The 24,602-nt window shown below is 73.0% G+C and carries 14 protein-coding genes; 6 read left to right on the plus strand and 8 right to left on the minus strand.

The genetic code is table 11. The annotated features are described in order from the left end of the window. Positions 1 to 33: 33 nt before the first annotated feature. Positions 34 to 4,821: a DUF6531 domain-containing protein gene (locus MRBLMG1_RS19150; RefSeq protein WP_367825277.1), complete on the minus strand. Its 4,788-nt coding sequence runs from the start codon at positions 4,819 to 4,821 to the stop codon at positions 34 to 36. A 182-nt stretch (positions 4,822 to 5,003) separates the two neighbouring features. Next, positions 5,004 to 6,182 carry an aminotransferase class V-fold PLP-dependent enzyme gene (locus MRBLMG1_RS19155; protein ID WP_367825278.1) on the minus strand — a complete coding sequence of 393 codons (1,179 nt, stop codon included), beginning with the start codon at positions 6,180 to 6,182 and terminating at the stop codon, positions 5,004 to 5,006. A 467-nt stretch (positions 6,183 to 6,649) separates the two neighbouring features. Between MRBLMG1_RS19155 and MRBLMG1_RS19160 the strand changes: the two genes are divergently transcribed. Continuing rightward, positions 6,650 to 8,245, plus strand: coding sequence for a hypothetical protein (locus tag MRBLMG1_RS19160; protein WP_367825279.1), 1,596 nt, complete (start codon positions 6,650 to 6,652; stop codon positions 8,243 to 8,245). A gap of 197 nt (positions 8,246 to 8,442) precedes the next feature. On the opposite strand, the gene MRBLMG1_RS19165 is transcribed toward MRBLMG1_RS19160, so the two are convergent. From MRBLMG1_RS19165 to MRBLMG1_RS19190, 6 genes are all read right to left on the minus strand, one after another. Next, positions 8,443 to 9,384, minus strand: coding sequence for a nucleoside hydrolase (locus MRBLMG1_RS19165; protein WP_367825280.1), 942 nt, complete (start codon positions 9,382 to 9,384; stop codon positions 8,443 to 8,445). 205 nt (positions 9,385 to 9,589) lie between these two features. Next, positions 9,590 to 10,267, minus strand: a complete 678-nt coding sequence (locus MRBLMG1_RS19170) for a class I SAM-dependent methyltransferase (RefSeq protein ID WP_367825281.1) — start codon at positions 10,265 to 10,267, stop codon at positions 9,590 to 9,592. A gap of 105 nt (positions 10,268 to 10,372) precedes the next feature. Further along, complete coding sequence (locus MRBLMG1_RS19175) at positions 10,373 to 10,855, minus strand: ATP-binding protein (protein WP_367825282.1); 483 nt, start codon at positions 10,853 to 10,855, stop codon at positions 10,373 to 10,375. 329 nt (positions 10,856 to 11,184) lie between these two features. Further along, positions 11,185 to 14,070, minus strand: a complete 2,886-nt coding sequence (locus MRBLMG1_RS19180) for a helix-turn-helix transcriptional regulator (RefSeq protein ID WP_367825283.1) — start codon at positions 14,068 to 14,070, stop codon at positions 11,185 to 11,187. A 195-nt stretch (positions 14,071 to 14,265) separates the two neighbouring features. After that, the gene (locus MRBLMG1_RS19185; RefSeq protein WP_367825284.1) at positions 14,266 to 15,345 is read right to left on the minus strand and encodes a ferritin-like domain-containing protein; all 1,080 of its coding nucleotides are present in this window, start codon (positions 15,343 to 15,345) and stop codon (positions 14,266 to 14,268) included. 84 nt (positions 15,346 to 15,429) lie between these two features. Next, on the minus strand, positions 15,430 to 15,669 hold the full coding sequence (locus tag MRBLMG1_RS19190; RefSeq protein ID WP_367825285.1) for a hypothetical protein: 240 nt from the start codon (positions 15,667 to 15,669) through the stop codon (positions 15,430 to 15,432). 504 nt (positions 15,670 to 16,173) lie between these two features. Between MRBLMG1_RS19190 and MRBLMG1_RS19195 the strand changes: the two genes are divergently transcribed. The 5 genes from MRBLMG1_RS19195 (at position 16,174) to MRBLMG1_RS19215 (ending at position 24,597) form a co-directional block, all read left to right on the plus strand. Further along, positions 16,174 to 16,917, plus strand: a complete 744-nt coding sequence (locus tag MRBLMG1_RS19195; RefSeq protein ID WP_367825286.1) for an IPT/TIG domain-containing protein — start codon at positions 16,174 to 16,176, stop codon at positions 16,915 to 16,917. A gap of 121 nt (positions 16,918 to 17,038) precedes the next feature. Further along, positions 17,039 to 17,245, plus strand: a complete 207-nt coding sequence (locus tag MRBLMG1_RS19200) for a hypothetical protein (RefSeq protein WP_367825287.1) — start codon at positions 17,039 to 17,041, stop codon at positions 17,243 to 17,245. Between the two features lie 146 nt (positions 17,246 to 17,391). Continuing rightward, a complete protein-coding gene (locus tag MRBLMG1_RS19205) occupies positions 17,392 to 18,135 on the plus strand; it encodes a hypothetical protein (RefSeq protein WP_367825288.1) in 744 nt (247 codons plus the stop codon). 223 nt (positions 18,136 to 18,358) lie between these two features. Further along, a complete protein-coding gene (locus tag MRBLMG1_RS19210; protein WP_367825289.1) occupies positions 18,359 to 21,040 on the plus strand; it encodes a DUF6603 domain-containing protein in 2,682 nt (893 codons plus the stop codon). Next, positions 21,037 to 24,597 carry a hypothetical protein gene (locus MRBLMG1_RS19215; RefSeq protein WP_367825290.1) on the plus strand — a complete coding sequence of 1,187 codons (3,561 nt, stop codon included), beginning with the start codon at positions 21,037 to 21,039 and terminating at the stop codon, positions 24,595 to 24,597. The genes MRBLMG1_RS19210 and MRBLMG1_RS19215 overlap by 4 nt, the downstream gene beginning before the upstream one ends. Positions 24,598 to 24,602: the final 5 nt, after the last annotated feature.

The following is a 24,602-nucleotide window of genomic DNA, read 5'->3' on the forward strand; positions in this document are numbered from 1 at the left end:
GCGGATCCTCCAGGGGCGGTTCGGTTTGCGATGCTATAGGCCTGGTACCGCGGTCCGGACGCCCGCGGCCGGATTCTCCAGACTGTGGGTGAAGGAGAAGCCCTTGTTGCCGAACGCCGTGAACTCCAGCCTGATCGGGATCGGGTTGGAGCCCTCGTAGATCGGCTTGATGTGGTACTGCACGACCTCCTTGTTCTTCGTCACCTGGTCGAAGATGACCTGCTCCACCTGGTCGCGCTGGTCGGGCGAGTTGGTCGGGGTCTGGGTCTGGGTGACGAGGTTGTGCCAGGCCATGCGCCCCTTGCCCGCGCCGCCGAGCCGGTCGGCGAGGAGGTGGCCGCGGGCCTCGTTGAAGGCGGTGCCGTCGCCGCGCCAGCCCGGCGGCTTGAGCTTGCCCGCCTCCGTGCCCTTCTTCGCGTCGACGATCTCGGGCCGCAGGCAGGCGTACACGCCGGTGGGCCTGCCCAGGTGGTCGAGCCGGCCGTACCGGATCGAGCCGTCCCAATCGTAGGCGTCCATCTGGCAACGCTTGGGCGCCAGGCCGAGGGGGTCGGTCCACACCCACGGATTGACCACGTACGTCGAGGGGTTGGGCGCCGGGGCGAGGCCCAGCGGGTCCGGGCTGGTGAAGCGCGCGGTGTCGGGGTCGTAGTGCCGGAAGTAGCTGGAGTGGAGGCCGGTCTCGGGGTCGGCGTACTGCCCGGGGAAGCGCAGCGGGGTGTAGGCGGTGGCCGCCGTGTTCCATCCCGTGGCACCCCAGGTGGTCGACCGGCTGCGCCAGGCCGTCTCCCCTTCGGTGGAGACCAGTTCGGTGGGGGTGCCGACCAGGTCGGTGACGACGGCGAAGAAGCGCGCGTCGACCTCGTCGTCGCCCAGCGGCCTGCGCTCGTACTGGGCCAGCGGCCGGTGTCCCTCGTACTCCCAGGTGAGGATGGTGCCGGCCGTCTCGTCGTACTGCTCGACGAGGAGGGGGCCGTCCCAGGTGAAGCGGATCGTCTCGACGACCGTGGTGCCGTCGGCGGCCATCCGGTGCTTGGCGCTGCGGCGGCCCAGCGGGTCGTACGCGTAGGTCCACTGGGTGCCGTCGGGCGTGGTGCACGCGACAAGGCGGTCCTCGGCGTCGTAGGCGTAGCGCCACACGTCGGGCTTGCGGGACAGGCGGGTGCGGCGGCGCAGGACGACCCGGCCGGCGGCGTCGTGCTCGTAGTGGACGCCGCCCGCGGCGACGAGGTGGGCTCCCTCGTACCGGCGCGGGCCGCGGGCCTCGGTGTGTCCTGCGGCGTCGGGCCACTCGGCCGACGTCTGGTTGCCCGCGGCGTCGTACGCGTACCGCTCGACCCAGTCGGGTGCCTCGACGGACAGCGGTCGGCCCACCGGGTCGAGGGTGACGCGCTTGTCCCGGCGGGCCCGGCCTCCGGTGGTCTCGCCCAGGGTGACCGGGTAGCCGTCGGCGCGGTAGGCGTAGTCGCGGGCGCGCACGGGGTCCGGTGAACCGGGCGCGGACAGCGTCTGGCCGACCGGTCGGCCGATGCGGTCCCAGTCGGTGGTGAGCGTGGTGGCGGCCCCCGGGGCGCCCCAGCTGCGGGTGAGTTCGCGGCCGAGGGGGTCGTGGGTGAAGGTGAGCGCGTGGCCGCCGGTGATCAGGGCGACCCGGTCCCCCGCCGCGTCGTAGAGGAGTTGGCTGATCGCGCCGGTCGGGGTGGTGCGCGTGACGCGGCGTCCCGCGGTGTCGTAGGAGTGGCGGAGGGTGCGCCCGTCGACGGTCTCGGCGAGGGGCCGGCCGAGCGCGTCGCGTTCCACGGTGAGCGTGGAGGTGGCGGTGCGGGCCTCGACGAGCGCGCCGGAGCGGTCGTAGGCGTAGTGGGTCACTTCGCCGTCGGCGTTTCGCGCCACCAGGCGGTCCATGGCGTCCCAGGCGTAGCCGACGGTCCGGCCGAGGGGTGTGGTGCGGGTGGTCAGGCGGTTCGCGGCGTCGTAGCCGTAGGAGAGCTGCCGGCCGTCGAAGTCGGTCTCGGCCTCCAGCCGTCCGGCCGCGTCGTAGCGGTAGTGCCAGTCGTGGCCGAGGGGGTCGGTGACCCGGAGCAGCCGCAGTTCGGTGTCGTAGCGCAGTTCGTGGCGGGCCCCGTCGGGCGCGAGGCGGGCGACGGGCTTGTCGAAGGGGCCGTACTCGGTGGTCCAGACACCGCCGGCGGCGTCGGTGTACGCCAGGCAGTTGCCCTCCGGGTCCCAGGACCAGGATTCCCGGGTCCCGTCGGCCGCGGTCCGGTACCGCAGCCGGTCGTCGTGGTCCCAGGAGAACTCCTCGCGTCCGCCGGACGGATCGGTGATGACGAGGGGCCGGCCGCGGTGGTCGCGCTCCACGGTGGCCACCCCGCCGTCGGTCCCGGTGATCTCCAGCGGGAGTCCGGCCCGGTCGGAGCGGATGCGGAGGGTCGCGCCGAGCGGGTCGCGGACGGAGGCGACGGCGCCCGTGGGGTCGTGGGTGAAGCGGGTGACCGCGCCGTCGGCGCCTTCGGTGGAGGTGCAGTTGCCGAGCTCGTCGAAGGTCTGCCGCCATGCCGTGCCGTCGGCGGCGATCACTTCGAGGGGGAGGTTGCGCTCGTCGTAGCGTGCCGTCGCCGTGCTGCCGTCGGGCAGCCGCACCTCGACGAGGTTCCCCGCCTCGTCCCAGGTGAGTTCGGTGGTGTGGCCGAGCGGGTCGGTGCGGCTGAGCGGGCGGTCGTACGGGTCCCAGGTGAGGTGGGTGGTGTGGCCGAGGGGGTCGGTCTCGGCGACGACCTGGAGCCGGTCGTCGAGGACCAGGGTCGTGGTGGCGCCCGTGGAGTCGGTGTACCGCGTGATCCGGTGCCCGGTCTCCGGGTGGACGTCGTAGGCGAACCGCGAGGAGAGGATGCCGTCGGGGCCGACCGTGCCGGAGACCCGGCCCTCGCCGTCGTACACGTACCGGAACGTGGTGGCGTTGCGGTCGGTCCACGACGTGATCCGGCTGTCGCCGTCGTACGTGAACGTCATGGCCGGGCCGCCGGGGCCCTCGGGGCCGGTCAGCCGGGTGAGGTCGCCCGACGGGGAGTAGGCGTAGCCCACCACCGCGGACGGCTCGCCGGGCCCGCGGACGGCGAGGCCGGTGACACGCGAGTCGTCGGCCGATATCTGGAGGACGTAGCCGCCCGAGTGCGTGACGGCGGTCGGCGCGCCGTCGGAGCGGCGCGAGAACTCGATCCGGTTGCCGTTGCGGTCCTCGATCGCGGCCAGCCAGTAGGCGGTGGAACTCCGGTAGGGGCTGCCGGTGTATACGCGGACCTGGCCGCTGTGCGGATCGTGGACCTCGTACGACGTCTCGTCGCCCGACACGCCTCCGTGGCGCAGCGGCAGGCGGTCGCCCTCCACGGGCATGACCCGGTCGTCGCCCGGGCGGGGCAGCCGGGGGAAGATCAGTACCGCACCGTCCTCGCGGGCCCAGATAGCGCCGCCGCCCGAGGCGTCGACCTCGATCCGCTCGTCCAGGGTGGCGGCCCAACTACGGCCGAACCACCGGCCGTAGCGGTAGCTGGAGACGTGGGTGCGGCGCAGGACGAGCGGCAGGACGCCGGGCAGGGTGAGGTCCGTCTGGGGCAGCAGCATCTTGCCCGTGGCGACGTCGACGGGGTCGTTCTTGCAGACCGTCTTGTCCAGGGAGACGCCGTGGGCGCGCGGGTCGTCCTTGGCGTCCGTGACGGAGTTGGGCCGCGTCCGCACGTCGTCGCCGCGGTCCTTGCGCGGCGCCCCGTTCCCCTTGCCGCCGTCGTCGTGGTCGCCCTTGCGCTGGCGGGCGAACCGGTCGCGGAGGTTGTCGTCGGTGTTCTTGTGGTCGACGGAGATCTGCTTGACGACCTTGGGGAGCGTCGTGCCGACGTGGTCGCCCATGCTCTTCGCGGCCTTGGTGAGGGCTTCGAGCGCCTTGTCGGCGATCGGGTCGATCGCGTCGGCGATCGAGTCGCGGCCCCGGGTGCGGCCGTGCGCGGTCCTCGCCTTGCCGAGCTTTCCCGCCGTCTTGCCGTGGATGCTGACGCTGACGGAGTTGAGCTGGGTGGAGGCGTGGGTGTGCTCGGCATGCTCGATGTGGAGGTTCTTCAGACCACTGCCGGGACCCTTCGCCCCGCTGCCCGCCGAGGCCAGGTGCATGGCCTCCTTGCCGGACTGCACCCCGTCCTTGAAGCCGTCCTTGCCCGCGTCCTTGGTCTGGTCGAGGTCCACCCCGTCCTGCAGGCCGATCGCCATCGCGCCCAGCTGCACGACCAGATCCGCCGCCATGCCTTCCAGGGCCGCCACGGCCGGCTCGGTCATCGCCGCCACGACGTAGCCGACGGCCTCCTCCACGCACTCCTTGATCAGCCGCTTGATCACCTCCTGCGTGGCCCGCATCGCGCCCGCGCCGATCAGCGCCGACAGACCGCCGGTGACCGGGATCAGCGAGATCGCGATGCCCGCCTCGGTGGCGAGGTAGCCGAGCTGCACCAGCGCCGCGAGCTTCATGCCCTCGATCACGCCGGCCGCCGTGTCCAGGGCCCCCGCGATCGTGCGGGCCGCCCCGGAGATGTCCTTGATGTGCTTGGACTTGACCTTCGCCCAGTGCTCGTTGAGCGCGTCCATCGACTCGCCCTGGCCCGAGGACAGCAGCCGCTCGACGTGGTTGTTCGCGAGCTGCCCGTCGTCCTCCAGGTCGTCCGCGAACTCCCGGAGCGCGTCCGCCATCTCGCGGTACGCGTCCTCGTCGACATTCGGCCAGGCCACACCGATCAGATCGAGAAGAGTGTCCGCCCAGTCCGGAACCGTGACCGCCACGCTGTGTTCCCCCGTCCGTGGTGACGTTCCCGCCGGTCGCTTCGACCGGCCCAGACAGTCCTACCACGTGCCCCTGACAGGAGATCATCTAGGCCTCCGAACCTCCACGCACCCTCCCCGAACGACCGGCCTGGTCCGACGGCTCTCCGAACCGGAGCGGGTGGGTTCCCCGTTCAGCGGCGTCAGGCGCCGTCCAGGAGGGACCTCAGGCCCCGGGCGAGGCGCTCGTACTCGCCGGGGTGGTTGTAGATCTGGCCGCAGACGCGGATGCCGCCGCCGTCCGGCCACGGCCAGACGAGGACGCGGCAGCCGAGTCGGAGCATGATCTCCTCGCGCAGGGCCTCCGCCTCCTGTTTGGTCCGGGCGAACCGGGCGGGAAGTCGGAGTGCCCGCAGGGCGAGGCGGTCGTCGGCCGGCAGCGGGGTGACGCCGGGCAGTTCGGCCAGCAGCTCGGCGCCGTGGGCCGCGAGGGCGCTGTTGTGGGCGCGTACCCGCTCCGGACCGAGCGCGGCGATCAGGTCGAGGCCCTCCGGCGCGGCGAGCACGCCGGTGTAGTCGACGGTGGCCCGGAATTCCAGGGCGCGGGGGAATCCGCGGTGGTCCTCCCAGGACGGTACGGGCGCGGGCACCCGGTCCCTGAGCGCGGGCGCGACGGCGAGGACTGCGGAGCCCGGAGGCGCGAACCCCCACTTGTGCAGGTTGCCGAACCACACGTCCGGCCGGCCGGCCAGCGGGTCGGCGAGCATGCCGGGCGCGTGGGCACCGTCCACGACGGTGGTCACCCCGCGCTCGGCGAGGGCGGCAAGGAGCCCCGGCCCGGCGACGATCCGCGCGGTGGGCGACGTGATCTGGTCGAGCACCGCGACCCTCGTACGGGGCGTCACGGCGGCGAGCACCGCCTCCCGCACCGCGTCCTCGTCCGGCAACGCCGGGTCGATGGGGACGGTCACGAGCCGGGCCCGGCGCGCGGCGGCCGCGACCACCGTCCCGTAGCCGTGGTCGGTGACCAGCACCTCGTCGTCGGGGCTCAGTCCGAGCGCGTCCAGAGCCAGATGCGCCGCCTCCGTCGCGTTCGCCACGAGCGCCATTCCCTCGGGGTCCGCCCCCAGGCGCGCGGCGATCCGGACCCTCGCGGCGGCGAGCCGGTCCGCGACGCCCAGGAAGAAGGCGTCCGGGTCGCCCGCCGCCTCGTCCGCGAGCCGCCGCTGCACCCGGGCGACCGGCAAGGGGACGGCCCCGAAGGAACCGTGGTTGAGGTGGGCCGTCCGCTCGTCGAGCCCGAAGAGCTCGGCACCACCGGGGAACACCCCCGCCGACACCTGTCCGACCGGCTCGTCGCGATGCTCTTCGTCACTGACCACGCCCTGGAAGATACCTCCGCCCGGTGTCCTTGTGACCGACTCCCGGTCACCTTGTCCGGGAGTCGACGGCAGGGGGACCCACTTGGCCCCCGGCGGACGCCGTACCCGTTCGCGTGCGGGCGGCGAAGTCCGCGGGCCGCCGGACCGCCGGGCGACCGGCCTCCGTCCATGACGCCGCCTGCCGGGTGGCGGGTGCCGGGTGGTGGTGCCGGGTGCCGTCTGCCGTGTACATCGTGTGCGGATCCGCGGGAGGTCTTGCACCGAGCCACCATCAAACAGGCGCCCTCGCGATCACTCCGCCCTCCGGACACACACGCTTCCGTGCGGGGCCATTCACCCGAAAACGGCACCAACTACCGCTCCCACCACTGCCCTTGCCACACTGTCGATCATGGTTGCGCTTCGTTCCGGCGTTCTGGAACTCTCCGTTCGACTCGTCCGACACAGGAGCAACGGAGGCAACTCACATGCGCGCAAGGCGAATACGTCGCGCCTGGCTCACGACGGCGGCCGCGGCGTCGCTCGCGTTCACCGGTCTCGTGGCTCCGGCCCAGGCCGAGGACGCCCCTCGGGACGTCTCGGACTCCTCGGTCCAGGAGCCGCTGGCGGCGGAGGCCGCCCCCTCCCCGTTCGCGGCCACCGGGTGGACGTCACCCGGCGGCGCCGCCTCGCCCGGCGACTTCACGATGTCGCCGGGTGCGCTGAACGGCGAGACCACCACGCGGGTCACGCGCCTGGACTCGGTGCTTCCGAAGTCGGGGGTGCAGAACCTGCTGGTGGGGGCCAACCGCACGGTGGAGCCGTGGTGTTCCCGCGACCCGTTCGGCACGGCGCCGAACCCCGACATCAAGTACTGCCTGCAGAGCGACGACTCCATCTCGCGCGAATGGGTGCCGCAGGGATTCACCGGTGTCTCCGACGCCAAGGACAACGAACTGTGGGGCACCGCCGGGAACATCCAGCTGTTCGCCTCGTACGACGGCTGGGACCCCGGCCGTGAGACCGACCCCAACCCGGCCACCGGCGACTGCACCGCCGCGGAGCTGGAGGCCGACGACGCCTGCAACCAGAAGGGCGTCCGGATCACCTTCGTGCAGAGCCGGACCAATCCGGCCACCGGCAGCCCCGAGGTCAAGTACCGCCACGTCCTGCTGGGTTGGACGTACATCAACTCGGCCGACCACGTCTCCTTCGACGGCCTGCACGCCTCCGAGTACCCGATCCAGAAGGGCGTCCACGCCGGCGGCATCGTCTGGTACGGCAACTACCTCTACGTCGCCGACACCCGCAACGGCCTGCGCGTCTTCGACATGCGCTACATCATGGACCTGGACCCGGACGGCGACCCCGCCACGCACGACGCGATGGGCTCCGACACCGACGGCGTGGCGACCACCGCCAACGTCCAGGACAAGACCAAGGTCGGCCGGCACGACAACGTCTGGTACAGCTTCGGATACCGCTACGTGATGCCGCAGGTGGCCGCCTGGAAGTTCAAGGCGACGCAGAGCAACCCCACGGGCTCCTACGCGTGCGTCTCCACCGGCGCCCCCAAGGCCTCGTACATCTCCCTCGACCGCAGCACCACCCCCGACCGCCTGCTCATGGGCGAGTACTGCCGCCCCGAGTCCGGCTACCCCTCCACCGGCCGCATCGCCTCGTACCCCGTCGCCGACCTCGAGGGACGCTCCGCCGACGTGACCGCCGAAGGCTGGGCCAACTACCTGCCCCTGACCAACGGCGGCGCACAGGGCGCGGCAGCCACCGCCGGCACGCTCTACGTGAACGAGTCGAAGGGCACCGACGAACCCGGCAACCTCTGGCGCTACAAGTGGAGCAACGGCCAACTGGTCCAGAACGGCCAGGCCGTCAAAACCGCCCGTGGCGCCGAGGACCTCTACATCGAGCGCGGCACGAACCGCCTCTGGTCCCTCTCCGAACACCGCCCCGCGTCCGCGTCCGACTGCACCGCGAACCGTGACTCCGCCGACCCCGTCGGCACGGACTACTGCCAGCGCGTGCTCTACAGCCACAAGCTGAGCTGGCTCGACGGCCAACCGTAGCGACGAGGCCCACCCCCCGGACCGCGGCACCCGGATGACCACCCGCGTGCCGCACCCGGACGACGTGCCCGGACGGAGATCCTCCCCGTCCGGGCACAGGTACGGGCACAGTCACGGGTACGGCCGCGGGCACAGTCACGGGTACGGCCGCGGGCACAGGCACAGGCACAGGCACTTCCGGGCATCGGCGCAGGGGCTCACTCCCCCAACGTGCGCACGGCCTCCACGATCAGGTCCCAGAACGCGTCCGTGTCGACCCGCATCGCGACCTCGATGTCGGCGGGCCGTCCCGTCACCCCGTGAAGATCCACCACGGTCGCGCCCCGTGTGTGCGTACCGTCCAGCTCCACCGCCACCGCGGCCCTCACCAGGCTCGCCAGCGACGGGTCGATCAGGTGGGCGACGGTGAGCGGATCGTGCAGCGGGGGCGCGTCGAAGCCGTACACCTCGCGGTAGGTGGACGCGAAGTAGGTGAGCAGGTCCACGCACAGGGCGCTCAGCGGGGTGCCGAGCGCGGCGATCCTGGCGACGACGTCGGCGGTGGCCCGCACCTGGTGGGTGGCGTTCAGGCCGAACATCGTCACCGGCAGACCGCTGCGGAAGACGATGTCCGCCGCCTCCGGATCGCACAGGATGTTGAACTCGGCCGCGGGCGTGGTGTTTCCGCGCTCCGTCGACCCTCCCATGAGCACGATCCGTTCGATCCGCTCGGCGAGCTCGGGGTGGGCCAGCAGGAAGACCGCGATGTTCGTGAGCGGTCCGGTCGGCACCAACGTCACCCGCCCCGGCTGCGCGAGCACCGTGTCCCGGATGAGGGTGAGGGCGTCCCGCGCGTCCTGCGGCACGTCCGGCTCGCCCTGCGCGAAGCCCGGCCCGTCCAGCCCCGAGTCCCCGTGGATGTTCTCGGCGACCCTGACCGGTCCGCGCAGCGGTCGGTCTCGACCCGCCGCGATCGGCACGCCCCTGATCCCTGCCACCGAACACACCCGGCGGGCGTTGAGCGTCGTCTTCTCCACCGTCTGGTTGCCCGCGACGGTGGTGATCGCGAGCAGTTCGACCGCCGGGTGCGCGGCGGCCAGCAGGATGTTGAACGCGTCGTCGTGACCGGGATCGCAGTCGAGAATCACGGGAACGGGCATACGCCCACCGTCCCACACCCGGCCCGGCGGGCGAAGGAGGCGGGCTCGCGACCCGCACGCTCGCACCCTCGCACGTCCGCACGTCCGCACGTCCGCACGTCCGCACGTCCGCACCTTCACACGTTCACACGTTCACACGCGAGCAAGGATCGTGAACTCCTGATTCGTGGCTCAGGACATGAGGAGGCGTCAGAACTGCGGCGACTCAGACCGACGGCTCTCCGTCCCCCGTGGGCGACGGGCGGCGGGCGTAGGTGAAGAGGTGGTCCTCGGGGGCGGCGCGGTCGTCGTCCGGGGCGAAGACCGAGAGCGCGTGGTGGAGGACGTCGAGGCCGCAGTCCTCGCGCTGGAGGCGCACGTACTCGTCCACCGAGAAGCTGGAGACCCGGACCGTGCGGTCCATCCAGACGATCTCGACGCCCTCCACGTCGGCGGGCACGGTCGCCGTCACCAGGAAGCCGCCCGGCGCGAGCCAGCCGGCCATGCGCTTGAGAGTGGTGGCGGCCTCCGCGCGGGTCATCATCATCAGCGGGAAGAAGGCGCACACGGCGTCGAAGCTGCCGTCCGGCGGGTCGAAGGCACGGACGTCGCACTGCTCGAAGCGTGCCTCGGGCACCTGCTCGCTCGCGAGGGCGACCATCGCACCGGAGACGTCGATGCCGGTCACGTCGCAGCCGGCGCGCGCCAGCAGGTCGGCCACCGGGCGTCCGGTGCCGCTGCCGACGTCGAGGACCCTGGCTCCGGCGCCCAGCCGTGCGGTGAGCCACTCGACCGCCGCCAGCTGCGCCGGGAGCCGGACGAAGGCGCGCTCGTACTCGATCCCCAGGCCGTCGAACAGCTCCGCCGCCGTGACCGGTCGCCCCTTCGTACCGTCGTCTTCCATTCCGTGTCCCTTCCGTCGTGGGTGCGCACATGGGATGCGTACACGGGGTACGTACCACCGGCGGGCCTACCCATCCGGGGGCCGCGGAAAAATCCGACCGCCCGATCAATCCGTGAGCGCGAGCTCCGCGATGACGTGCGTCCCGCCCGGCCGAACGTCGACCGTGCAGCGCCTCGCGTGCGCCTCGACGAGGTCCAGGCCCCGTCCGCCGCAGGCGAGCTCCCCCTCGGGGCGGGGACGGCCCGCGCGCAGCAGCCAGCGGCCGTTGTCCCTGACCTCGACGCTGAGCGTCGCGAGGTCCACGGAGAGCAACAGCGCGACGTCCGGCCCGCCGCTGTGCCGCACCGCGTTGCCGACCAGCTCGCTCACCACCAGCCTCAGGGCGTCGTCTATGCCCGCCGGCAGACCCCAGTGCGCCGCCATCCCCCGCGCGAACCGTCGCAGCGCGGGCACCGACGCGGCGGTCGCGGCCGTCAGGCATCCCGCGGTCCGCCGCGCGGCGGACGACGAGTCCGGTCGGTGCGTCGGGCGGTCGCCCGGCCGGTCGTCGATGAGAACGGCCTGGCGGAGGTGCGGAATGGTGGGCATCGGGTCTCCCGAGACTGCGGATGGATTCCCCCGCTCTCCACGATCGGCGCCGGACGTTCGGGAAACAATCCGGGGTGGCGGCTTTAGGGGTACGCACGGGAGGGAGCGGCGGCGGGGGTACGCAGGGTACGGGGGCGGGGGTGGGGGTACGGGGGCCACTCGGGCGGCGGCCGGGGTACGGGGTCGCGGGGGCGGGGGTACGGGGTCACGCGGGCGGGGGCGGGGGTACGGCCGGGTCTCCCGGATACCGGCGGGTAGGGCCGCGGCGCCCGGACACCAACGGACAAGGGCCAGGGCGCCCGGCTACCGGCTACCGGCCGGCGGCTCGGTCAGTCGTCCGTGACGGGTTCCGTGAGGGCGTCCACCACGGTCTTGCGGGTGGTGCGGAGCTTGCGCAGCACGCTGGCGACGTGGTTTTCGACGGTGCGGGGCGACAGGAAGAGGGTGTCCGCGATGGACTGGTTGGTGGCGCCGACGGCGAGGAGTTCCGCGACTTGTCGTTCGCGGGGTGAGAGGCGGTCGCCGTAGCCGCGGCGGCCGGGGGTGCCGGGACGGGTGAGGCCGAGGTCCTGGGTGAGTTGGCGGCAGCGGGAGACGTCGGCGTGGGCGCCGAGTGCGGTGTAGGTGTCGACGGCGGAGGTCAGGAGGGTGGTGGCCTCCTCGGGCCGGCCGGCGAGGGCGAGCGCGTGGCCTTGGCGTTCGCCGGCGTGGGCCGCGTCGTAGGGGCGTCCGATGTCGAGCCATCCGAGTCGGGCGGCCCCGAAGTGCTCGGCGGCGCGGGCGGGGGCGTCGTCGAGGGCGAGGAGCCCGCGGGCCAGGTGGATCTCCGCCTCGGCCGCCGGTGCGTCCCGGCCCTGGAGCCCTTGGTGTGCCTCGTCGACGAGGCACTGGGCCGAGGGGCGGTCGGCGCAGGCGAGGGCCGCTTCGACGGCGAGGGGGAGCAGTCCGGTCGCCTTGGGCCAGGACTGGGCGCGGCGGAGCACGGCGAGGGCGGGTTCGGCGGCGGCCCAGGCGTCCTGGGCGGCTCCTCGGGCCAGCCGGACGGACATGAGGCCGGCGGTGGCGCGGAGCTCGGTGCTCACGGCGATCTGCCGTGCTCCGTGCTGCGCCGCACGGTCGAAGCACTCCTGTGCGAGGTCGCGCTGTCCTCGGGCGAACGCCATCGTGCCCAGGGCGAGCAGGCGCTCCGCGTGGGGCACGCCGATGTCCGGATAGGCGGTGATCAGCGCGTCGAATCGGTCTTCGAGGCCGTCCCAGCGGCCGGCGAGCGTGTCCAGGGACAGTTCGAGGACGCGTCCGTAGCACTCGACGATCACCGCGCCGGCGCGGCGGCCCTGGTGGCGGCTCTCGGCGACCAGGGCGGCGGCGCGGGCGTCGTGGCCGAGTCCGATGGCCGCCTCGGCGACGTTGTGGAGGGCCCGGGCGGTCTGCCAGAGCTCGGCCGGGGAGTCCGTGTCCCGGGGCAGCAGGTCGAGGAGGTGCCAGAGGGTGTGGTCCGCCCGCCAGCTGAACAGGGTGAGTCGGGTGGCCTGGAAGGCGGCCTGGAGGGCCTCGTCGCCGGTGGCGTCGAGTGCCTGCCGGGCCCGTTCCATCCAGCGCGCGGACCATTCGGGCCCGGCGCGTTCGTCGAGGGCGAGGGCGAGCATGCCCCGGCCCGCCGTCACCGGCCGCTCCGCGAGTTCGTCGACCGCGAGTTCGAGTTCGCGTACCCACGACGGGTTGGCGGCCTCGTTCAGGAGCAGCAGGCCGAGTCCCAGGCGGATCTCGCCGCGGACCGCTCTCGGCAGGTGCGGGTCCTCCACGAGGCGGCGCAGCAGTCGGGCGGCGGAGGCGAAGTCGACGCCGTTGTACGCGATCCGGGCGAGCGAGGTGGCCGCGCGGGAGCGGCGCTCGGTGTCGAGTCCGGGCTCGTCGAGGATCCGGTGGAGCAGTGCGGCGGCCGTGCCCTGGTCGCCGACGGCGGCGGCCTGCTCGGCGGCCTCCTCGGCCCGGCGCAGCCACGCGGCGCGGTCGCCGAGCGACAGGGTGTGGTGGGCGATCTGGACGAGCGGGGGCGGGGTCAGCTCCTGGAGCGCCGTCACGGCCGAGCGGTGCAGGCGGCTCCGCCGTGGTGCCGGGATGTGCCGGTACGCGACCTGCTGGGCCAGGACGTGGCGGAACGCGTACCGGTGGTCTTCCGTCTCGACGAGCAGGGAGCTGCGCAGTGCCTCGATCAGCCCGTCGGTGCCGGTCTCGGCGTCCAGTCCGGCGACGGCGGCCAGCAGCGCCTCGGCGGAGGGGACGGCGAGCACGGCCGCGGCGTCGACGATCGCCGCCCCGGCCGGTGACAGTCCGGCCAGCCGCTCGGTGACCGCCTCCCGCAGTCCCTTCGGCACGTCGGTGTCCCGCAGGCGCCGTACCGCTTCCCGCTGGTCGGCCGTGCCGCCCTGCTCCGCGAGGGTGAGCAGGTCCTCCTCGGCGACCAGCGGCAGGCCCTCGCTCCGCTCGTACAGCGCGGATGCGAGCGCGGGCGTGGCGACCGGTCCCAGCGCGGCGGAGGCCAGTTCCCGGATCTCCTCCGCCGTGAGCGGGCCCAGCCTGATCACGGCGCCGCCGGCGCCCGCCGGGTGCCGGTACGCGGCGCCGAGCACCGACGTGTCCGGTGGCAGGTCCTCGGCGCGGTAGGTCAGGACCAGGCCGAGCTCGGGCGGCATGTCACGGGCGAGCAGCAGGAGCAGGTCCCTGGTCTCCTCGTCGACCCAGTGCATGTCCTCGATGATCAGCACGGTCGGCCCGAGCGCCGCGAGCAGCGCGCGCACACCGTGCACCAACCGGAGCCGCTCGGCCTGCTCCCCTCCCGCGCCCGGCGGCGCGGCCGGCAGCCGGTCCGCCAGACCGGGCAACAGCCGGCCCAGGGCCCCGACGGCCTCGGGCAGCCCGCTCTCCGGCAGCCACGGCCCCGCCTTGGTCAGCGCGTCGGACACGGGTCCGTACGGAAAGGGCTCGCGCAACGGCTGGCAGAACCCGACGAGCACCGGCCCGCCGCCCTCCGCCCGCAGCGCCACCGCGGCCTCACCCACCAGCCGCGACTTCCCGATCCCGGCCTCCCCCTCGATCAGCACCACCGCAGGGGGGTGCCGGACCGCCTCCGTGAGCAGCTCCAGCTCCCGGCGCCGCCCCACGTACCGGAACGTACCCACCGCCGTCGCCGCTCCCTCGCCGAGTGACCCCGCCACGCGCTCACCCACCTCACCCCCGTAAGCCCCCGGCCCTCCCAGCCTAGGCTCGGTCACCGCGGCGGACGACCGGACGCGGATCCGGCGCGGCTTCGAGCGCCCGGACGGCGGCCCTGTGCGCCGGGGCCCGGGCCGGCGCGGCCGGGGCGAGGCGGGTACCGACGGCCGAGGGGAGCGTGCGGGAGCCGGGCGGCTTCACTGTGCCACGAAGCGGAATTCCGGTCCGTAGTTCTTGCCGGCACCGCCGGGAATCGGGCGCTTCATCAGGTCCCTGGCAGGTGTCCGGAGCAAGCGCATCTGACGGATCGCCTCGTCCAGCATGTCCGTGGCCTGGTCCGCATCGGTCTGCTGCCATGTCTTTTCCAGGAAGCCCAGCATGGCGCTGTAGACGCCGTTGACCTTGTCCAGGAGGGCTGTCACATCCGCTGCGGGCGCGCCGGGACCGGTCCGCGGCCAGCCTCCGTCGGGCACGACGCCCATGGGGAGGACAGGGGGCATCGGGACCACGGGGCCCTGGAAGTCCCACTTGTCCGGGTGGCCCTCGGGGTGGACGAGTTTGCGGCCGTGCACGATCTCCAGGAAGGCGTAGTAGTGGGCGAGCTCGCCCGCGTCCGCGGGGTGCGGGTTCTCGGGCGACACGGACGTGCCCTCGCCCTGCTCCTTGATGACGGCGATGGCCGCTTCGACGTCCGCCAACGTGTCGAGGGCGTCGAGACTGTTCCCCGCACCGTGGAACTCCATGTCCTTGATCACCTGCCGGGCCCCGGTGATGAACTGCGGGTTCGCCCGGAAGGTGTCGAGGATCGCGGTGTAGAAGGCACCGATCGAGGTGTACGCCGCGCGGGCCGACCGTACGACCGGGTCGTCGGGTTCCTCGATACTCGCGTACATCTTCACCGATTCCGGCGTCAGTCCGCTCAGGTAGACCTTCAGTTCCGGCCGCACTCCGCCGGGCAGCGGGCCGGGGTAGGCCGGTACCAGCGCCTCGTCGGCGAGGCGGGGTTCCCCGCCGATGGTGGTGAGCAGGTTGCACGCGATCCCGAGATGGGACATCTCGTCGAAGACGATCGCGCGCAGGGTGCGGAACACCTGGGTGTTCCCGCCGGCCGTGGAGTCGATGGACCACATGCCGCACAGATACGGGGGGAGGGTGGCGAGCTCCAGCTGGATCGCCTGCTGCACCGCTTCCTTGAGCCACCCGAGGTCCCGCTCTTCCGCGGGCTGCCGCATCAACTCGACGATACGGGTGTTCTGAGCGAACCGAACGGCGTTCATCGCCGGCCTCCTTTCTGACGGATCTCTCCGCGCTCGATGGTCGGTCCATGCCGTCATCCCGGCGTCATCGCCGACCGATCGGGATCATCCGCCGAGCGTCCGGGCGCCCACGCCCACTTCGTCGGCGAGGACGAGCGATTCCCTTGTGCAGCGCAGGAGTTCGTGACCTCCGCGGGGAGGTTTCCACAGCGCCGTCCGCAGCCTTCCTCGCGCGTGTGCCTCGGTGGCGGCCGGCCGGAGAGTCTGCGCGACGACGCCGAGGTCGACCTCCTGCCGGAGCCCGGCGAACGCCGGAAGACGCTGCGCGTTTCCGGACAGCCGCACGGGGTCGCCGTGGCATTCCAGACGGAACCGGCCGAGCAACGCACGCCGAACTGTTTGGGGGAGAAGGGGAGGGAGTCACCTGCCGTCCCTGGGGGCTCTACGGGACACCGGTCCCTGCTTGCGCCACCGAACCCATCATAGGTCGCCGGGCTGCCGGGGGCCCGTCGTCGCGGACCGCCCGATGTGCGGGCGACGGTGCGGGCGCGGATGTCTCGCACCGTACGCGGCGGCTGTCATCCCACCGTCAACGCGGCCGGGGCGCCCGCGGTGCGCGCCCCGCCCCGGGAGGACCGGCGCGTGCGCCCCGGCGCGTCCTCGTATGTGAGTACCACCGACCGAACAGACGTGGCTTTTCGTTTCTGCCGCCCCGTTCGAGTGCACCGGCCGCACGGCTTCCCCGGCCCTGCCCGGCCGGTCGGTTCACTCGATGGCACCCGACGCCCCGGGACATCCGTGACGTCGTCCACGTCGACCGCATCAGAAACACGCGCGGAGGACCATCTCATGCTGACCCGGAAAGCCGTCTCCATCGATTCCGTCGAACCGGCCGAAGGCCGCGAGGGCACGGTCGTGACCCTCAGGGGACGCGGATTCGCACCCCACGTCAGGAACAACTGCGTGGTGATCGGCGGGATGGGCGCCTGCGCGCGCCCCGAGCCGGGATCCACGGACACCGAGCTGAAGGTCCGCATCGGCCCCGTGGCCAGGGCCACCTCGGGCGACCTCCTCATGTGGCCCGGAACGGGAACGGACATCCACACGGAGAAGGTCGACTTCGGCGACACCCTGCTCACGTTCTCCGAAGTGGCGGTGTTCCGGAACGGAGCGCCCGTCTCCTCGGCCGGGATCGACTTCCGGCTCACGGACGTGTCACCGGACACCTACTCCGGCGATCTCGAAGCGTCCCCGGCCTCCCGGGTCGAACTCGGCGGCTTCGAGGGCGGCGCGGTGCTGCGGGTCCGCTTCCCGACGGACCTCTCCCTGCCGGCCCGTACGACCGTCGACATCTGCCTCGTCCTCAAGGAGCCCACCCTCGCGGTCGACTTCTCCGCGGAACTCTCGGGCGACATGGGCGTGGAGGGCTGTCTCGGCGTCATCGCCAAGAGCATCATGACGAACGCCGCCCTCCTCGGCGAGCGGGTGCACGCCGGCGTCGCCCGCAACGACGCCAGCGGAGAGTACGAGCTGTACGTGACCAAGCCGTACCTCGAGAACGGCATGTTCGTGGTCCACTTCGGCAAGGCGTGACGCGCGGCGGCCGTCGGGCCGCCGCTCCCGCTGCGGGTCGAGGCCCACGGAACCAGAATGAGAAGGCGGGGAGCTTCCGCTCCACCGTGCCCGCTTCAGCTCTCCTGGAGGGATCAGGACGATGGAGCCGACCCTCAACCCCAGCGTCCTGTCAGCCAAGTTGCCGCCCCACGGGGCCGGCACCGTACTCGCCTCGCTGTCCGACCTCCCCGCCGGCGACGTCACCGCGCACGTCGACGGCGGGGACGGGGCGATCACGCTCCAGCGCGTGCGGGTGTCGGAGCTGTTCACCCGCCCCTGGCCGCGACGAAGGCCGTCGCCGCCCTGAAGAGCGGCACGGTCGCGGGCACGCCGGGGTCCGGGAGCCGGGACTTCGACTGGAACGAGAACGGGACCAATCCGGGTCTGGAGAGCGACTGGGACGGCCTGAGCAACGCCTCGGCCGCCTTCACCAAGTGGTACGAGGACACCGGGGTGCTCGGAACCCTGCAGGACACGGCCGAGGTCGTCGGCGAGTTCCTCGTCGTCAACGCGGTCGCGGGCCCGCTCGTCGCGAGCGTCCTCGTCCTCGGTTCCGAACTCGGCTCGGTGGCCGAGCTGCCGTACGCCCACCCCACCGGAGTGGCCGGCGTGCTGATCGCCGGCGGCGTCCTGCTCGTGCTCGGGCCGACCGGGGTCATCCCCGCGGTCATCGCGGGCGCCGTGCTGGCGGATCAGATCGTGCGGGCCAGGCCGCTGCGCGACTCGGAGATCGCCTTCGCCACCGCGGTGTTCGGCGACACGCTTCCGGTCGGCAGGATCCTGGTCACCGACCTCAGCCGGGCCCACGACCGCGCGTTCTGCACGCCGAACGTCGACGGCTCCATCCTGCTGGGCCTGGGCAGCAGGTACGACGCCCCGCTGGCCGACTCCGGCCGGAAGAGGACGCTCGTTCACGAACTCACCCACGCCTGGCAGATCGCCCATCGCCCCGCCGAGGACATCGGCTCACTCTGGGAGGCCGTGGCGAACGCCGCGAAGCGCGACGAGGACGTCTACGCCTCCTCGTTCACCTTCGACGGGCGGGCCTGGTCGGAGTGGGGGATCGAGCCCCAGGCGCAGATCGTCGCCTTGTGGTGGTCCATCGCCGACGCGCTCGGCGGTGTCGACAGTCCGGACGCCATGGCTCTCCCGATGTTCCCCTACGTGCACGACAACATCCACATGGGGCGCCCCTGAGGGCCCCCCTTCGCGAGCCCCCGCGCGCCCCTGCCGCGCGGGTGAAATGGGCACCGGATCGGCTCTCGGGCGGCTTGTGGACCGCGCGCCGTACCGTGCCCGGAGTTAGCGTCGGACGTGTTCCGATCCCCCATCCGCCCCGCCGGGCCGCACTTCGTCGCGGCCTCCGGACGGAGAACGGCGACGATCAGATGAACGTCCCCCGCTCCCTCACGGCCCGCCGATGACAAGCCCACTGGCGCAACTGGCCGCCGACCTCCGCGCAGGGCTCACGCCCCTGCTTCCGCTCCTGCCGGGCCTGTCCGACGCCGCCCGCAGGGAACGCCTGGCACAGGCGCTCGGCCTCTCCGCCACCACCCTCACGCCGGAAGCGCTGCTGGTCCGCTTCGCCGTGCCCTCCGTGGCGCAGCAGGGCGAACTGTGGCCGGTCCTCGTCGACCTGCTGCGGACGGCGGCCCGGCTGACCCCGCCGGACTGGACGCTGACGATCAAGAACGTGCTCGTCGCGAACCCTGGCGAGGTGAAGCCGCTCGGCACCGCCGTGCCGGGCACGATCGACCTCGGCGTATCGCTGAGCGGCGCGCTCCCGCTCGTGCCGGGACTGGCCGTACGGGACGGGCTCAGCCTCACGCTCTCCCTGCCCACCCCGGCACCGGGCGGCGCCGCGCCGGACGCCTGCACGCTCTCGTTCCGGGCGGACGGGGTGGAGTTCGGTCTCGCCGACCACCAGTTGCTCAAGCTCCTCGCCCCCGCCGGTCTCGTCCTCAAGGGCGGTCTGGGCGCACGTGTCGACGAGAAGGGGCTGCGGCTGGAGGGCGGGGGCACCGGCAAGGGCGTCGCCCTGCCCCTGGAGAAGATCCCCTCCGGACTGCGTTCGCCTTCGCTCTACCTGTCCTCGGGTGGCGGCGGGATCCGCCTCGCGGTCTCCTTCCGCGCCTCGCTGCTCGGCGTCGCGGACGCCACGATCGACGGGGTGGGCCTGGAGATCCGTCCGTCCGGCGGCGGGTACACGGCGGTGCCCGTGCCGCCGAAGGGCCTCGGGCTCACCCTCGCCCTCGGGCCCGCGAAGGGCGGCGGCTTCCTCGGCGAGCAGGACGGGGAGTACCGCGGCGCGCTCTCGCTGAGCCTGGGCGTCGTGGAGGTCAAGGCCTTCGGGATCCTTCGGCCACGGCCGCCGTCGGTGCTCGTGGCGCTGAGCGCCGAGTTCACCCCGGCCATCGAACTGGGTCTCGCGTTCACGCTCAACGCCGTCGGCGGTCTGCTCGGCGTCGGGCGCGCCCTCGACCGGGCGGGCCTGGCGGAGGTCGTGCAGTCGGGCCACCTCGACGACCTGCTCTTCCCCGCGGACGCCGCCGCGGCGGCGCCGCGCATCCTCACCACCCTGGGCACGGTGTTCCCCGCGCGGTCGGGGAGCACCGTCGTCGGCCCGATGTTCCGGATCGGCTGGGGCCGACCGGTCTCGTTCGTGACGGCCGACGTCGGGGTGGTGCTGGAGCTGCCCAGCGGGGTGGTCGGCATCCTCGGCCGGCTCCGGGTGGCGCTGCCGGCCCCGCAGGCACCGGTGATCGACCTCCGCGCCTCGGTCACGGGGATCGTCGACGCCGCGAACGGCCTGGTCGAGATCAACGCGAACCTCGCCGGTTCGCGGCTGCTGACCGCCTCCGTGGAGGGAGGTCTGGCCCTGCGGGCCAAGTCGGGCCAGGACGCGACGTTCATCCTCAGCGCGGGCGGCTTCCACCCCCGCTTCACGCCTCCGGCGGACTTCCGCACGCCGAAGCGCCTGACCATCCCGATCGCGGACAGTCCGTTCCTGAAGGTCGTCTTCTCCGGCTACTTCGCCCTCACCCCCGGTACCGTCCAGGCGGGCGCGGAGCTGTCCGCCGTCATCGGGTCCCGGAGCACCGGCGTGTCCGGGCGGCTCTCGTTCGACGCGCTGGTGCGCTGGGAACCGAGCTTCGGGGTGATGCTCGACATCAGCGGCTCGTTCGCGCTGCGGTTCGCCGGGGCGACGCTGTGCTCGGTGGGGCTGAACGTGCACGTGGACGGTCCGACGCCGTGCTGGCACGTCGCCGGACGGGCCTCGGTGTCCCTGCTCTTCTTCGACGTCAGTTTCCCCTTCGACGAACACTGGAACTGCACCGGCCAGGCGGTCGCCCCGCCGCCCCCCGACGTGGTCCGGGCACTGGAGCAGGCCTTGGACGACCCCCGCAGCTGGGAGCCGGTCCTGCCGGACGGGGCGCGCACGATGGTGTCGCTGCGCGCCGACGGCGTGGCCGCCGGGCGCCTGCTGCATCCGCTGGGCAGGCTGCGGTTCAACCAGCGCACGGTGCCCCTGGGGATCGAGGTGGTCCGGTTCGGGCCCGGGAAGCTGCCGAAGCCGACCGCGTTCGAGGTGGGCGTCACGTTCCCCACCGGGACCGGGACCGTGCAGCCGGTCACGGAGGACTTCGCGCGGGCCGACTTCTTCGACCTCACGGACGACCAGAAACTCACCCAGCCCGCGTTCGAACGGTTCCGCTCCGGCGCCGAGCTGACCCCGCCCCCGACGGCGGGCAGCGCGACCCGGACGACCGTGCCGGTCGAGTACGAGACCAAGTGGCTGGGCGGCCCCGCCCCGGTGCCCATCAGCCCCTGGGGGATCAGCGAAGCCGCCTTGCAGGCAGCGCTGCCGCACGGCGCCGTCGGCCGCAGTCTCGTCCACGAACTGCGCGCCCGCTACGTCACCCCGCTGCCCCGGCCGGTGCTGAAGGAGCGCGCGTTCGCGATCACCCACCTGGGGACGCTGAAGGCCGACACCGCGTTCGCCAAGACGTCCACGTTCACCGAAGCCACCGCGTTGCTCAAGACCGTCACGGGCCGGTCCGGGCTGCTCCAGGTCGTGCCCGCGTACGAGGTGAGGCCATGACCGTGTACACCTTCGCGTCCTGGGAGCGGGCCGGCGCCGCCGCCTGTCTCACGGACGAGGACAACCTGTCCCGCACCGAACCCGCCCGGGGAGAGCTGAGTGCCACCGCCTCGGTGAACGGCCGCCCCGGACGGCCCGTGCCGGTGCCCGCGCTCCGGCTGTACGGCCCCGGGGACGTCCGGGCTATCGACCCCAAAGAGATCGTGCGGGTCTTCCCGCTGCCCGGCACACCGGACGCGGAGCCGACCCGGTTCCCGCTGCTCGAACTCGAACGCGTCGAGCTGCCCTGGCTGTTCACCCCGCTGCGCGCCGGCGGGACGGGCGAACTCCGTCCCTGGCTCGCCCTGGTCTGCGTCCCCGTCTCGGAGGGCCGTCCGCAGCGCGTACCGGGCGTCCCGCTGCCGGTCCTCCGGGTCAGGGGCGGCCAGTTGCCCGACCCGACCACCCTGCACCTGTGGGCGCACGCCCAGATGCTCCCGGACCACGACAAGGATCCGCGACGGTCGGTCTCCCGGCTCCTGGCGCCCCGCCGGCTGGAGCCGCACACCTCGTACACCGCGTGTCTCGTCCCGTCGTTCGAAGCCGGCCGCCTCGCCGGCCTCGGCAAGGACACCGCAGGCCCCGTCCCCAACGGCAGTCTGGCTCCCGCATGGGACCCGAGCGACGCCTCGCAGTCCGATCTCCCCGTCTATTTCTCCTGGTCCTTCTCGACCGGCGAGGCCGGCGACTTCGAGACGCTGGCGGCACGGCTCCGGTCCCGCCCGCTCCCTCCGCACGCCGGCCGCAGGCCGCTCGACGTCCGCCGTCCCGGACTCTTCGCCAACGGTCCGGGGCCCGTCGTCCAGGAGGTCGAGAGCGCCCTGCGCCCCCCCGGCAACGTGTCGCGCGAGCCGTGGCCCACCGGCCCGCAGAGCGCCCAGTGGCAACAGCGACTCGCGAAGGCGCTGGTCCAGGTCGCCGATCCCGGCGGCGACGAGGACCCCGATGTGCTGCCCCCGCTGTACGGCGGCTTCCACGCCCTGCGCGAGGGCGCCGACCCGTCCTCCGCGGGCTGGCTCGACACCCTCAACCTGGACCCGCGCTGGCGGGTCGCGGCGGGCCTGGGCGCCCGTGCCGTGCAGGTCGACCAGGAGGCCCTCATGGCGTCCGCGTGGCGTCAGCTCGCGGACGTCCGGGCGGCCAACCGGTTCCTCGACCTGGCCCGGTTCGCCCGGCTGGTCTCCGGCCGTCTCCATCTGCGGCACGTGAAGACGCTCTCCACGGACGAGGTGCTGCGGCTGGCCACGCCCCTGCAAAGCCGCATCGCCCTGGCCGCGGACTCCACCCTGTGGTCGTCGATCCGGACGAGTCTGCTGCCGAACGCCATGGCGACCGCGGCGTTCCACCGCACGGTACGCCCCATGGGGGTTCTGAGCCGGCGGATCGGGCTGGTCGCGGGACGGGCGGCGGACTCCCCGGAACCGCCGCCGTTCGCCACGGTCCTCACCTCCGTCGCGGCCTCCGCCACCGGGCTCGCCGTGCCCCGGCGCGACCCGGACGGCACGGTGGCTTTCTCCGTCGCGCCCGAGAAGGTCGTCAGCGAGGAACGGCTCGCCGCCGTACGGCAGGTGCTCGCGCCCGACGACGAGGACACGAAGGCCTGGCAGCGCGTGTCGGACGAGGCGACCGCGCGTTCGCTGCGGCGCGCGGTCACCACCGAACAGCTCGCCGCCACGGAGCCGCTCCCCGCCGCGGGCCTCAACCGCGCCTTCCGGCTGGGCTCGCTGCCCGAGGCGGAGGCGCCCGAGGACTTCCTGGCGAAGACCCGACTCGACCGGCACGGCGATCTGGTCTTCCCGACCCTGCGGACCGCCCCGGCCGGACTCGACCTGTTCACCGACGCGACGGCGACCGGCACACCGCCGGGGCGGTTCACCGGCTCCTGCACCGGGCCGTGGACGGCCATCGCCAACGGACAGGGCGAACCGGCAGGCACCTGGCGGGGCACCTGCTCGGGCACGTGGCGGGCGGGCCCCGACCGTACGGGCTCGTGGCAGGGAGCCTTCGAAGGGACCTGGAGCAACCGTCCCGGAGCGGACGGCAAGGACCCCACGTGGCTCGCCCTCTTCACCGGCTCCTGGGCGGACGGCGAGGAGCACGGCGTGTGGCGCGGCGTGTGCACCGGCACCTGGACCGACCTGAACAACTCCTCGGACGGCGTATTCACCGGCACCTGGCACTCCGAGGCGCGCCACGGCACGTTCCGGGGCACCTCCCCGGGCAGCTGGGACTGGAACACCACGCCGGGCGAGAGCCGCGGCGACTGGTGGTCGGACTTCTACGGCGAGCTCAAGGCCACGGGCGACGGCCCCGGCGCCCCGCAGGACCCCTGGGAGCCGGACGCCCTCAAGGGGCTCGTCGACCGCTGGCACGACACCGGCACCCTGCCGCTCGACGTCTTCACCGGCGGCGGGCTGCTCGACCGGCAGCAGGACAGGCTGCCCGCCCCCGCCGTCCTGGGCGCCGGGCCCGCCGACCTCAAGGACATGGTCGTCTCGGCACACGACCGGGTCCTGGGCCCGTCGGACGCCCCGCCGGTCCCGCACCGCGACACCTTCCCCGCCGGGGCGTCGCAGCACACCATCGTGGCCCTGACGGATCCGTCGGTCACGGTGCCGGCGGTCGTGGCGTCCCGGGTCGAACGGCCCGCGGGCACCGACCCCGAGGCCCCCGTGCAGTGGGCGCCCGTCTTCCACGACGCCATGTGGCCGCCCCTGTCCCGGCAGTCCAACGAATGGCTCTTCGGCGGTCTCGAGCACATCCCCGCCGACTCGGCGGTCCTCGCGCTCACCAACGCCCCCTTCGTGGCCGCCTACATGACCGGCCTCAACCACGAGTTCGCCCGCGAACTGCGCTGGCGCGAGTACCCCACCGACCAGCGCGGCACGTACTTCGACACGTTCTGGGGGTACGGGACGGACCTGCCCCCGCTGCACACGTGGAAGCGCGACCTCCCGCTGGGCGCGCACCTGACCGCTCCGCCCGACCGGGTCGTCCTGCTGATCCGCAGCGCGCTGCTGCGCCGCTATCCCGGAGCGATCATCTACGCCGCTCCGCTCGTCGGAACGGAGCCCAAGGAGACCGAGGCCCGGTTCCCGATCTTCCGCAGCGGTCTGGATCCGGACACGGCGATGGTGGGCTTCGCCCTCACGGAGACGGAACTCCGCAACGGGTCGTGGTGCTTCGTGATCGCGGAGCAGCCGACCGAGCCGCGGTTCGGGCTCGACGACCCCGACGACGCCGCACTCGGCAGCTCGCCGCCCGCCGGCGCCTGGGGCGGCCCCTACGTCCCACCGACCACCCCCAGCACCGCGGACGACTGGAACGACCTGAGATGGAGTCACCTCTTCGACTCCAAGGAAGCGTATCTGGGCGCGACCCACGCCCCGGGAACCGTACGGCCCAACGTCTCCTACGGCGGCCTGGTCTGGGGCAGGAGCGCGGCCGGAACCGCGCGCCAGTGCTTCCAGCAGCCCGTCAGGGTCGTCCTGCCCGCCGCTCGGCTTCTGGCCCCCTGAGGAGA

This window comes from Streptomyces sp. LMG1-1-1.1, assembly GCF_040815545.1.
Classification (GTDB): Bacteria; Actinomycetota; Actinomycetes; order Streptomycetales; family Streptomycetaceae; genus Streptomyces.